This is a genomic window from Pseudomonas sp. PGPR N4 (assembly GCF_059693665.1).
In genome coordinates, this window is the sequence record NZ_JCAUKV010000008.1 from 197370 (window position 1) to 210280 (window position 12911).

Sequence of the window (12911 nt, forward strand, 5' to 3'; positions counted from 1 at the left end):
TGGGCTGGCGATTCATCTTACACAAGCAGCTGAACGCGTCTACGTGGCTAGCTGGCGGCCAGCTTGCGGGCCTGCAGCACCCAACGCTCGCGCTGGCTGGTACTGGAGCCGAGTACCGGCCCGAACGTCAGGGTGCGGGTCGGCTTGACGCCGCAGAAGGCCAGGGTGGTCTTACGCATCTGATGCAGGCCAGGCATGCGATAGACCCAACGGTAGTACCAGGGCGGCGTGTCCATGGTCACCAGCAAATGGGCGGTGCGGCCCTTGAGCAGTTGCTCAGGGAATGGCGAGTCTTCGCGGTACTTGAAGGCAAAGCCAGGCAGGAAAGTACGGTCGAAAAAGCCCTTGAGCAACGCCGGGGTAGCGCCCCACCAGATTGGAAAGACAAACACCAGTTGTTCGGCCCAGAGGATGTCCTCCTGGGCCTGGCGCAAGTCCGGTTCCAGCGGCTGGATCTGCCGATAGCCGTAGTGCAGTACCGGGTCGAAGGTCGCTTTCGGCAGGTCAAGAATACGCACGGCATGCCCGGCCTCGCCGGCGGCGAGGATGTAGGCCTGGCCCAATGCGGCGCAAAAGCTGTCCGCGGCGGGGTGGCCGAGGATCACCAGAATACGTTTGCTCATGTCAGCTCCAGTCAATCAAGCCAACGAAGTTAAGGCCTGCCCCTAGCGGTAGAGTCAACAGCGGCACTCATACCCGCGCCGCGCAAATCATTCCTTCGGCTGATTTGGCTGTCACATCTGCGCTCTAGAGTAAGCGCCTGACCTCGCCCGACTCGAAAAAGGGATAACCATGCTGCAGACGCGCATCATCCAACCCGCTGAAGGTGCTTACCAATTCCCGCTGCTGATCAAGCGCCTGCTGTTGTCTGGCAGCCGCTACGAGCGCACCCGCGAGATCGTCTACCGTGACCAGTTGCGCCTGACCTATCCACAACTGGTCGAGCGCATCGCGCGCCTGGCCAATGTGCTTAGCGAGGCCGGGGTCAAGCCGGGCGACACCGTCGCCGTGATGGACTGGGACAGCCATCGTTACCTGGAATGCATGTTTGCCATCCCGATGATCGGCGCGGTGGTGCACACCATCAATGTGCGCCTGTCGCCCGAGCAGATCCTCTACACCATGAACCACGCCGAGGACCGAGTGGTGTTGGTCAACAGCGATTTCATCGGCCTGTACCAAGGCATCGCCGGGCAGCTGACCACGGTTGAAAAGACCCTGCTGCTGACCGACGGCCCGGACAAGCGCGCCGAACTGCCGAACCTGGTCGGCGAGTACGAACAACTGCTGGCCGCCGCCAGCCCGCAGTACGCCTTCCCTGATTTCGACGAGAACTCGGTGGCGACCATGTTTTACACCACCGGCACCACCGGCAACCCTAAGGGCGTGTACTTCACCCATCGGCAACTGGTGTTGCATACCCTGGCGGAAACTTCGGTACTGGGCAGCATCGACAGCGTGCGTCTGCTCGGCAGCGATGACGTGTACATGCCGATCACGCCGATGTTCCACGTTCACGCTTGGGGTATCCCGTACGCAGCCACGCTGATGGGCATGAAGCAGGTCTACCCTGGCCGATACGAGCCGGACATGCTGGTCAAGCTCTGGCGTGAAGAGAAGGTCACCTTCTCCCACTGCGTACCGACCATCCTGCAGATGCTGCTCAATTGCCCGGCGTCCCAGGGCCAGGACTTCGGCGGCTGGAAGATCATCATTGGCGGCAGTGCGCTCAACCGTGCGCTGTATCAGGCCGCGCTGGCCCGTGGCATTCAGCTCACTGCAGCTTATGGTATGTCCGAAACCTGCCCGCTGATCTCCGCGGCGCACATCAACGAAGAGCTGCAGGCCGGCGGCGATGACGAGCGGGTCAGCTATCGGATCAAGGCCGGGGTGCCGGTGCCGCTGGTGGAAACCGCGATTGTCGACGGCGATGGCAATTTCCTCCCGGCCGATGGTGAGACCCAGGGCGAACTGGTGCTGCGGGCGCCGTGGCTGTCGATGGGGTATTTCAAGGAGCCGGAAAAAAGCACCGAGCTGTGGGCTGGCGGCTGGCTGCATACCGGAGACGTCGCCACCCTCGACGGCATGGGCTATATCGACATCCGCGACCGCATCAAGGATGTGATCAAGACCGGCGGTGAATGGATTTCCTCGCTCGACCTTGAAGACTTGATCAGCCGCCATCCGGCGGTGCGTGAAGTGGCAGTGGTCGGTGTCGCCGATCCACAGTGGGGCGAGCGTCCGTTTGCCCTGCTGGTTGTTCGCGACGGGCAGAGCCTTGACGCCCGCGCGCTCAAAGAACATCTCAAACCGTTCGTCGAGCAAGGTCATATCAACAAGTGGGCGATTCCCAGCCAGATTGCCGTTGTTACGGAAATTCCCAAGACCAGCGTCGGCAAGCTGGACAAGAAGCGCATCCGCCTCGACATCGTCGAATGGCAGGCCAGCAACAGCGCGTTCCTGTCGACCCTGTGAAGCGCAGCGGGTCATCGGCGAATTAGGCGCGACCCGCATTGCAGAGAGGATGGCGCCTTGTCAAATGGGAAAATTGGGCCATGCTAGAGCACTGTCAGCTCGCACACCGGACCAGATCGGGGCGAGCGACGGGCACGGAACGCAAATCACACTTTAGAGGGATCTAGCGTCCGAGCCTGCTGGCTATAGTCGGGGCCAGGGGTTTTCAGAAACGGAGGGGGAGCGCTGCGTGCAACTCGCAGCGTCGCAGGTGCAAGCCTGCCTACCGGTCAGCCGGACCGTTTCTGCAAGGACTCACTGCCATAACAAAAAAGAACATGGAGTAGCGTCGATGAAATCTGCACACCCGTTCTGGCGTCGGGCAAGACTGCCCTTTGCCGTCAGCCTCGCTTCTACGCTCGCAAGCCCTGCATTCGCGGTCAGTTTCAACATCGGCGAAATCGAAGGCCAGTTCGATTCGTCGCTGTCGGTCGGTGCCAGTTGGTCGACAGCCAGCCCGAACAAGAACCTGATCGGCGTCAACAATGGTGGCAAAGGGCTTTCGCAGACCTCCGACGATGGCCACCTGAACTTCAAGCGCGGTGAGACCTTCTCGAAAATCTTCAAGGGCATCCATGACCTCGAGCTGAAGTACGGCGACACCGGCATCTTCGTCCGGGGCAAGTACTGGTATGACTTCGAGCTCAAGGATGAACACCGCGAGTTCAAGGACATCAGCGACTCCAATCGCAAGGAAGGCGCCAAGTCTTCCGGGGCCGAGCTGCTCGATGCGTTCGTCTATCACAACTACTCGATTGCCGACCAACCCGGTTCGGTGCGTTTCGGCAAGCAGGTAGTCAGCTGGGGTGAAAGCACCTTCATTGGCGGTGGCATCAACTCGATCAACCCGATTGACGTGGCTGCCTTCCGCCGTCCTGGCGCCGAGATCAAAGAAGGCCTGATCCCGGTCAACATGTTCTATATCTCGCAGAGCCTGACCGACAACCTCTCGGCCGAGGCCTTCTACCAGCTGGAATGGGACCAGACGGTTGTCGATAACTGCGGCACCTTCTTCTCTCAGCCGGACATCATTGCCGACGGCTGTACCGACAATCTGCGGGTGCTCAGCAGTGGGCGAACTTTGAGCGGGCTGCCACCTATAGCGCAGGGCATCCTGGCCGGGAGCGGGGTGGACTACAACAACGAAGGCGTGCTTGTGCGGCGCAGTGCTGACCGCGATGCCCGTGACAGTGGCCAGTTCGGGGTCGCGCTGCGCTACATGTTCGAGCCATTGGACACCGAGTTCGGCGCCTACTTCATGAATTATCACAGCCGTGCGCCGATCTTCAGTGCCACCGGCGCCGATCCATCGGTGTTCGCTGGCCTCGCCGGTTTGCCGCCACCGCTGCAGGGTCTGGCGCCGCTGATCGTTGCGGGCAACTCGAAATACTTCGTCGAGTACCCGGAAGACATCCGCCTGTACGGTTTGAGCTTCTCCACCACGCTGCCAACCGGTACCGCCTGGAGCGGTGAAGTCAGCTACCGGCCAAACGCGCCGGTGCAGCTCAACACCACCGACATCCTGTTCTCCGGCGTACGTCCGATCGGCGGCGCGTTGACCAACGCATCGTTGCTCACTGGCACACCTGGGCAGGACCTGCACGGCTACCGTCGCAAGGAAATCACTCAGTTCCAGACCACCCTGACGCACTTCTTCGATCAAGTGATGGGCGCCAGCCGCATGACTGTGGTCGGCGAAGTCGGCGTGACTCACGTTGGCGGCCTGGAGAACGCCCGCGAAATCCGCTATGGCCGTGACCCGGTCTATGGCCCGGGGCCGCTGCCAGCGACCGGTGGCGCGGATACCTGTGTGGCGCTCAATAACAGCACAATCGGTGGCGCCGGCGCGGGCGCATCCACCGCCAACCTCAGCCGCAAGTGCGAAAACGATGGCTATACCACCAGTACTTCGTGGGGCTACCGAGGCCGCGTGATCTGGGACTACAACGACGTCTTGGCTGGGGTCAACCTCAAGCCAAGCGTGGCCTGGTCGCACGACGTGTCCGGCTACTCACCTGGCCCGGGCGCCAACTTCGAAGAAGGGCGCAAGGCCGTAAGCCTGGGCCTCGATGCCGAATACCAGAACACCTACACAGCGAGCCTGTCGTACACCAACTTCTTTGACGGCAAGTACACCACCGTGGATGACCGCGACTTCGTTGCGCTCAGCTTCGGCGTGAACTTCTAAGCCCATTGATCCAGGACGACCAACCAATGAACAAGACCAGAAGTCTGCTGAAGGCCGGTGTACTGGGTATGTCCCTGCTGGCAACCAGCGTCATGGCTGCGGTTTCCGCTGACGAGGCGGCCAAGCTCGGCAGCACCCTGACGCCGATGGGTGCGGAAAAAGCCGGTAACGCCGACGGCTCCATCACGGCCTGGCAACCGCTGTCGAAAACCGCTGGCAGCGTCGATGCCAAGGGGTTCCTGTCTGACCCGTATGGCAGCGAGAAGCCCAAATTCACCATCACCGCGCAGAACGTCGAGCAGTACAAGGACAAGCTTTCGCCTGGCCAGTACGCGATGTTCAAGCGCTACCCGGAGACCTACAAGATTCCGGTCTACCCGACCCATCGCGGCTCGACCGTGCCGGATGAAGTGTTTGCCGCGATCAAGCGCAACGCTACCAAGACCAATCTGGTTGCGGGCGGCAACGGCCTGGAGAATTTCGAGACGGCTATTCCGTTCCCGATTCCCAAGAGCGGCGTCGAAGTGATCTGGAACCATATCACCCGCTATCGCGGTGGCAGCGTGACGCGCCTGGTTACCCAGGTCACCCCGCAACCCAACGGCTCCTACAGCCCGGTATCGTTCTCGGACCAGTTTGTGTTCCGCGACAAGCTGAAAGATTACGACCCAGCCAACCCGGGCAACGTGCTGTTCTACTTCAAACAGAAGGTCACCGCGCCTTCGCGCCTGGCGGGCACCGTACTGCTGGTCCACGAAACCCTTGACCAGGTCAAGGAGCCGCGCAAGGCCTGGGTCTACAACGCCGGCCAACGCCGCGTGCGCCAGGCACCGCAGGTGTCCTACGATGGTCCGGGTACTGCGGCGGACGGGCTGCGTACATCCGATAACCTCGACATGTTCAACGGCGCGCCAGATCGCTACGACTGGAAGCTTGAAGGCAAGAAGGAGATGTACATCGCCTCCAACACCTACAGGCTCGATTCGCCAAGCCTGAAATACGCCGATATCGTCAAGCCCGGCCACATCAACCAGGACCTTAGCCGCTATGAGCTGCGCCGGGTCTGGCATGTAGTCGCGACCTTGAAGCCGGGCCAGCGGCATATCTATGCCAAGCGCGACTTCTATATCGATGAGGATACCTGGCAAGCCTCGGTGATCGACCAGTACGACGGTCGCAACCAGTTGTGGCGCGTGTCCGAAGCGCATGCTCAGGACTATTACAACAACCAGGTACCGTGGTACACCCTCGAGGCGATCTATGACCTGCAGTCGGGTCGCTACCTGGCCCTGGGCCTGAAAAACGAAGAAAAACGTGCCTATGACTTTGGCTTCACCGCCAGCAAGGCCGACTTCCAGCCAGCAGCGTTGCGCCAGGACGGTATTCGTTAATCAACGCAGCTAAAACTCCGCGTGACTCCCAGAACGCCCCGGCCCGCCGGGGCGTTTTGATTTCCGGTGCGCACTGATGGGTTGCCGTAAATCAGCTCTGTCGTTTTTTGTCGTAGTCTTTTACCGGATAAACACACCCATCATCTTCAAATAGGCTGCGATACCCGCTAGTCTCGCAACAACCTGCTGTGCTGATGTCTCCCTCATAACGAGCCGGCCATGACTGATCTGTCCCGTACGCATGGATACACCAGCCAGGCCCTTGGCCTGCTGGACGGGCGTTTTTTCCGGCCACCGTTGCCCGATGGCCACGTGCCCCGTGGGCGCTTGTGCCAGCGTCTGCATGCGGGGCTGTCTGGCAGGCTGTTGCTGATCAACGCGCCAGCCGGCTTCGGCAAAAGCTCACTGGCGATCGAGTTCTGCGAGTCCCTGCCTGATCACTGGCGCAGCCTGTGGCTGGGGTTGAGCCAAAGGGATGCCGACCCTGGGCGCTTCCTCGAGCGCCTGCTGGAAGGTTTGCAGCAGTACTGCCCGGCCTTGGGCGGGCAGGCCATGGGCCTGTTGAAAATGCGCCAGCGTCATCAGCCGTTCGCCTTCGAAGAGTGGCTCGACGGCCTGCTCGACGAGCTGGCGCTGTACCTGCAAAGCGATAGCCCGATCCTGCTGGTGCTTGACGACTACCATCTGGCGCAGGGGGCGGTGCTCGACCGGTGTTTGCAGTTCTTCCTCAATCACCTGCCAAACGGCCTGGTGCTGATGATTACCAGCCGCCAGCGCCCCGATTGGCACCTGGCCCGTCTGCGCCTGTCGCGCCAACTCAGCGAACTCAACGAGCAGGACCTGCGCCTTACTGGCGACGAAGCGCTGGCGGTGCTCGGCCGACAGCCCACCGGCTTGCGCGGGCAGGCACTGGACAACCTGATCCAGCGCAGCGATGGCTGGGTAGCGGGGCTGCGCTTCTGGCAGCTGGCAGCCAGCGAGTCGGGCGACGAACAGGCCTTGCCGCAGGCATTGCATGGCGGCGAAGGGCTGATCCGTGATTATCTGCTCGAAGAAGTGATCGATATCCTGCCGGCCGACGTGCAGGCGTTTTTGTACGAAACCGCCTGCCAGGAGCGCTTCTGCGCCGAGCTGTGCGATGCCCTGCGCGCACGTCAGGACAGCGCCGGCATCCTGCGCTACCTGCAAGCGCATCAGGTGTTTCTGGTGCCGCTGGATGAACACGGCCATTGGTATCGCTACCATCATCTGTTCTCTGATTTGCTGCGCAGCCGCCAGCACAGCGCGCCGCTGGCTGATCTGCACCTGCGCGCCTGCCGCTGGTTTCAGGCCCAGGGCCTGCTTGACGAAGCGGTCGAGCAGGCCCTGCGCGCCGGCCATCTGGATGTGGCGGCGGACCTGGTGCAGAGCCTGTCCGAGGAGCAACTGCTGGCCGAGCAGAACGTCGGCATGCTCCTGCGCTGGAAGATGGACCTGCCCGACAGCCTGTTGATCAGCACGCCGCGGCTGATCGTGCTGTACAGCTGGGCGTTGGGCCTGGCCTGCCAGTTGGACGCTGCCGAAGAACTGGCGGCGCACCTCAGCCGGTTTTTGCCGGCGCCCTCGGCCACCGCCCAGCGCTCGATGCTGGCGCAGTGGCTGGCGCTCAGTGGCGTGATCGCTCGCGGCCGCGGCGACCGTGAACGCACCCTGAGTTATTGCAGCGAAGCGCTGCAGAGCCTGCCCAACAAGCGCTACGGCCAACGTCTGGTGTGCCTGTCGACGCTGTCCAACCTGGCCATTGCCGACGCCGATTTCTGGCGCGCGCGTGGCTGGAACCGCGAAGCGCTGGAGTTGGCCCAGCGGGTCGGCAACCCGTTGTTCGAGGCACTCGCCCATTACGATCGGGCGCGGGTGCTGCACGCCCGTGGTGAAATCCGCCGGGCGCTGGATGAAGTCCGTCAGGGCTTGTTGCGCCTGCAGGATCTGTCAGCGCAGCGGCTGTACGCGGTGCGCGCCAGGCTGACCTTGTACGAGGGCCATCTGCTCGCGGCGCACCTGCAACCGGCCCAGGGCCGCGCGCGCTTGCGCGCGGGCCTCAGTGAGGCCCGCGCCTGTCGCGATATCAGCGTGCTGATCGGGCACTGCGTGATTGCCTCGCTGGACGGCCGCGAAGGGCAGTATGCCGAAGCCTTCGCCGAACTGGCCGAAGCCGAGCGCTTGATGCATATCTGGGACGTACCGCCAATCTTCTACCTGGCGATGATCACCTTGGTGAAGTGCGAGCTGTGGCTGGCCCAGGGCCGAACCGACCTGGCCGAATCATGGCTGCTGCGGCTCGCTCAGACCTATGGCGGCGAGCAGCCCGCTGCGGCGCCGGAGTTTCACCCATTACTGCCATTGCACATCGAACTGCAACAGGCGCTGCTGGAGCGCGTCCAGGGCCGTTCGGCGCAGGCTGTCGCGCGCCTGCAGAGGCTGGTCGAGCGCGGCCAGGCCAGTGGCGGTCAGTTGCTGGCGGCCAGCGCCTTGTGCCAGCTGATTGCCCTGCATCTGGCCGAGGGCCGCGAGCAGTCCGCTGCCAGCCTGTTGCCGCAAGCGCTACTGGCCGCCCAGGGTGGCGCCTTGCAAGCGTTTCAACGGTTGCTGGATGAACAGCCGCTGTGGCTGCGCGAGCAGCTGTCGACGCGCCCCGCCAGCAGCGTCCAGCTCGACCTGCTGGCGCGCCTGCCGCAGCCGCAGGTGGTTGCCAGTGGCACCGGCGAAGCCCTGAGCGGGCGGGAGTTGGCGGTGCTTGAGTTGATCGCCCAAGGCTGCTCGAACCAGCAGATCAGTGAGCGCCTGTTCATCTCGCTGCACACCGTCAAGACCCACGCCAGCCACATCAACAGCAAGCTTGGCGTGGAGCGCCGCACCCAGGCGGTAGCCAAGGCCAAGGCCCTAGGCCTGCTGCCCTGAGCCTGCGCCACGGCCTGCGAATTCGCCCTCAGCTTTCTTTACCTGCTGCCGATAAACAGGTCGGCGACACGCATCGCCTCGGGTCATTTTCCATCCTCTGCCATGACAGGTCGTGTTGATGCTGCAGTACGGGCAAAAAAGCTTTCTGATCGTCGACGACTTCACCGACTTTCGCACCTCGGCCCGCTCCATGCTCCGCGAGCTGGGCGCGCGCGATGTGGACACCGCTGACAGCGGCGAACAGGCGCTGCGCATGTGCGCGCAGAAACGCTATGACTTCATCCTGCAGGACTTTCACCTGGGCGATGGCAAGAAGAACGGTCAGCAGGTACTCGAGGACCTGATCCTCGACAAGTTGATCAGCCACGAGTGCGGGTTCCTCATGGTCACCGCCGAGAGCAGTCAGGCCATCGTTCTCAGCACCCTCGAGCACGAGCCGGATGCCTACCTGACCAAGCCGTTCAACCGTGTCGGTCTGGCCCAGCGCCTGGAAAAACTGCTGCAGCGCAAAACCCTGCTCAAGCCGATTCTGCAGGCACTTGATCGCGGTCGTCCGGCCGAAGTGATGGCCGCCTGTGCTGCCCTGTGCAAGCAGGACCCGCGCTTTGCCCCGCTGTGCCTGCGCTACCGCGCCGATGCCCTGCGCGATCTCGGCCGCTTCGAAGAGCTGGAGAAGTTTCTCTCGTCGATCCTCGCCAGCAGGCCGCAGCCGTGGGTCTACTCGATGCTCGGCAGCGTGCTGCACAAGCGCGGCCAGAACGATCAGGCCAAGGGCGTGTACGAGCAGGCGCTGAAAGCCTTCCCGATCATGCCGGGGCTGTATGACGGCATGGCCGATGTGCTGGTCGCCCAGGGCGATAACAAGCGTGCCCAGCACATGCTCGAGGAGGCCGTGCGCCTGTCGCCACTGGCGGTACGCCGGCAGGCCGCGCTGGGCAAGCTGGCGATGGGCAACGACGATTTCGAAAGCGCGTCCAAGGCCTTCCGTCATGCTGTCAGCCAGGGCCAGAGCTCGCGCTACAAGGACGCCGAAACCAACCTTGGCCTGGCTCAGGCGCTGATGAGCAAGAACGCAGGTTTTGGTCTCGACGCACGCACCCGGGTCGAGATCAACACCGTGCTCAGTGAGGTGGCCAAGGAGAACGGCGAGGACCAGGGCCTGCAAGTGCGTGCCCGGTTGATGAAGGCGGCCAGCCTGCAACAGGCCGGCGACCCTGAAACCGCCGCCAAGTTGACCGAGCAGGCCATGCAGCGGCTGGACAACATGGACCAGTTCTTCTCGGTCGACGCCGCCTTGACCGTGGCCAAGCAGCTCCAGCAACTGGGCCAGGAGGCAGCCGGCACCAGCATCCTCAAGGGTTGCGTGGAAACCTACGGCGATGACCCCAAGGTCATGCAGAGCGTCGCTAAGATGACCGACGACCCAACGGTGCTGGGCGCCGTGACCGAAGCGGTCGATCTCAACCGCCAAGGGGTACGCTGCTATCAGACCGGCCAGCTCGACGAGGCCTTGGGCATGTTCCGCCGAGCGCTGTCGCTACAGCCAAAAAATATCAGTATCGCCTTGAACACGGCTCAGGCCCTGTTGCGTATCGCCGGTGAGTCGCCTTCGCCCGAATACATGCTGGAGTGTCGCAGCTGCCTGCAAAGCGTGGCCGGCATCCCCGCCAGCGACAGCCGCTACGAGCGTTATCGAAAACTGCATATGCGGGTGTTTGGCGCATGAACCAGGAAAACCCGGGGCTGGATTTCTCGACAGTGATCGCCTCCACTGTCCACGACATGAAAAACTCACTGTCAGCGTTGATCCAGGCGCATAACCAATGGCTGGCGCGGCTGCCCGAAGCGCAGCGGCAAGGCACCGAGCAGGGCGTCATTGAGCACGAATTCGGCCACCTCAACGGCATGCTGGTGCAGATGCTCGGGCTGTACAAGCTGGGCGTCAATCAGCTGCCGATCTGCCCTGGCTACCACGAGCTGGAAGATTTCATCGAGGCGCAGTTGGCGGCGCATCAGGAGATCCTCAAGCACCGCGATATCCTCGCCACCTGGCGTATCGAAAGCGCCAGCCCGCTGGGCTTCTTCGACCGCGAGCTGGTGGCTTCGGTGATCTCCAACGTGCTCACCAACGCCATTCGCTACGCCGGCCACGCCTTGCTGATCGGTATTGAAGAAGACGGCGAGCAGTTGATCATCAGCGTCAACGACGACGGCCCGGGTTATCCCGAGCGCATGCTCGAGCGGCAGCAGGATTACATTCAGGGCCTCGACGCCAGCACCGGCAGCACTGGCCTGGGCCTGTACTTCGCGGCACGGATTGCGGCCCTGCATGAGCGCAATGGCGTTACCGGCCGAATCGAAATCAGCAACGGTGGCGCCCTCGGTGGCGGTTTGTTCAGGCTCTATCTGCCCTGAGTCGAGGTATCATTCTCAGCATTCTTCAGCTGAGCACAACCCCCATGACCAGCGCCGCCCCAAGCCTTATCCGCGAAACCTTCCCGGTCGGGCCGTTGCAGTGTAACTGCACCCTGATCGGTGATCCGCTGAGCAAGAAAGCCATCGTCGTTGACCCAGGCGGTGATCCAGAGAAGATCGTCGCCCGCTTGCAGGCCCACGGCCTGACGCTGGTCAGCATTATCCACACCCATGCCCACCTTGATCACTTTCTCGCCTCTGGCCGGCTCAAGGAGCTGACCGGTGCGACCTTGCACCTGCACAAGGATGACCAGCCGCTGTGGGACAACCTGGAGATGCAGTGCCAGATGTTCGGCGTGCCATATACCCCCGCACCACCACCGGATCGCTGGCTCGCCGATGAAGAGGAGCTGGCCTGCGGCTGTGGCGTCGCGCTGCACACGCCTGGGCATAGCCCGGGCTCGATGAGCTTCTGGTTTGCCGATGCCAAGCTGCTGATTGCCGGCGACACCTTGTTCCGCCGCGGGATTGGCCGCACCGATTTGTGGGGTGGCGACCAGCGCACTATCGTGCGTTCGATCAAGGACCGTTTATACCGGCTGGATGAAGACGCGGTGGTGGTGGCCGGGCATGGCCCAGATACGCGCCTGGGCGATGAGATGCGCGAGAATCCTTTCGTACGCGCTTGAATATTCATGGAATTATTCAGCCCAGCAATGATCCAAACCCAGCATGGGTCAACGTACGATCACTGCACACTTGAATTTCTGTAGGAGCTTTCCATGATGCGTCGTCTGATTATCGTCGCTACTGCCGCTGCCCTGATGGCAGGTTGTGCTGGCCAGAACCCTTATGACAACCAAGGCCAGGGTTCTGGCGGCATGAGCAAGACTGCCAAGTACGGTGGCCTGGGTGCTCTGGCCGGTGCTGTAGCCGGCGCTGCGATCGACCACAACAACCGCGGCAAGGGCGCGCTGATCGGCGCGGCTGCGGTAGGTGCTGCCGCTGCTGGTTACGGTTACTACGCCGACAAGCAGGAAGCTGCGCTGCGCGAGAGCATGGCCAACACCGGCGTCGAAGTGCAGCGTGAAGGTGACCAGATCAAGCTGATCATGCCAGGCAACATCACCTTTGCCACCGACTCGGCGAACATCTCGCCAAGCTTCTACACCCCGCTGAACAACCTGGCGGGCTCGTTCAAGCAGTTCAACCAGAACACCATTGAAGTGGTCGGGTTCACCGATAGCACCGGTAGCCGCCAGCACAACATGGACCTGTCACAACGTCGCGCGCAGGCGGTCAGCACTTATCTGACCTCGCAGGGCGTGGATGCTTCGCGGGTGTCGGTACGTGGCCTTGGCCCGGATCAGCCGATTGCGAGCAACGCCGATGCCAACGGGCGTGCGCAGAATCGCCGGGTTGAAGTCAACCTGAAGCCGATTCCTGGGCAGCAGTATCAGCAGTAA

9 protein-coding genes are annotated in these 12911 nt (G+C 62.4%); 8 read left to right on the top strand and 1 reads right to left on the bottom strand.

From position 1 onward, the window contains the following. Nucleotides 1-47: 47 nt before the first annotated feature. Complete coding sequence (locus tag AC58X1_RS24210; protein WP_497429586.1) at nt 48-623, bottom strand: NAD(P)H-dependent oxidoreductase; 576 nt, start codon at nt 621-623, stop codon at nt 48-50. 169 nt (nt 624-792) lie between these two features. Between AC58X1_RS24210 and AC58X1_RS24215 the strand changes: the two genes are divergently transcribed. The 8 genes from AC58X1_RS24215 to AC58X1_RS24250 all read left to right on the top strand — a co-directional run bounded on the left by AC58X1_RS24215 (nt 793) and on the right by AC58X1_RS24250 (nt 12911). Next, complete coding sequence (locus AC58X1_RS24215) at nt 793-2475, top strand: fatty acid--CoA ligase (protein ID WP_150570064.1); 1683 nt, start codon at nt 793-795, stop codon at nt 2473-2475. 331 nt (nt 2476-2806) lie between these two features. Further along, nucleotides 2807-4702 carry a DUF1302 domain-containing protein gene (locus AC58X1_RS24220; protein WP_497429587.1) on the top strand — a complete coding sequence of 632 codons (1896 nt, stop codon included), beginning with the start codon at nt 2807-2809 and terminating at the stop codon, nt 4700-4702. Nucleotides 4703-4728: 26 nt separating this feature from the next. Continuing rightward, complete coding sequence (locus AC58X1_RS24225; RefSeq protein ID WP_101316558.1) at nt 4729-6093, top strand: DUF1329 domain-containing protein; 1365 nt, start codon at nt 4729-4731, stop codon at nt 6091-6093. 219 nt (nt 6094-6312) lie between these two features. Beyond that, nucleotides 6313-9030 carry a winged helix-turn-helix domain-containing protein gene (locus tag AC58X1_RS24230; RefSeq protein WP_497429588.1) on the top strand — a complete coding sequence of 906 codons (2718 nt, stop codon included), beginning with the start codon at nt 6313-6315 and terminating at the stop codon, nt 9028-9030. Between the two features lie 118 nt (nt 9031-9148). After that, on the top strand, nt 9149-10756 hold the full coding sequence (locus tag AC58X1_RS24235; RefSeq protein ID WP_101322940.1) for a tetratricopeptide repeat-containing response regulator: 1608 nt from the start codon (nt 9149-9151) through the stop codon (nt 10754-10756). Continuing rightward, the gene (locus AC58X1_RS24240) at nt 10753-11445 is read left to right on the top strand and encodes a sensor histidine kinase (protein WP_150573622.1); all 693 of its coding nucleotides are present in this window, start codon (nt 10753-10755) and stop codon (nt 11443-11445) included. The genes AC58X1_RS24235 and AC58X1_RS24240 overlap by 4 nt, the downstream gene beginning before the upstream one ends. Before the next feature lie 44 nt (nt 11446-11489). Continuing rightward, complete coding sequence (locus tag AC58X1_RS24245) at nt 11490-12134, top strand: MBL fold metallo-hydrolase (RefSeq protein WP_101322941.1); 645 nt, start codon at nt 11490-11492, stop codon at nt 12132-12134. A gap of 93 nt (nt 12135-12227) precedes the next feature. Beyond that, nucleotides 12228-12911, top strand: coding sequence for a YiaD family glycine zipper/OmpA-like lipoprotein (locus AC58X1_RS24250; RefSeq protein ID WP_178080745.1), 684 nt, complete (start codon nt 12228-12230; stop codon nt 12909-12911).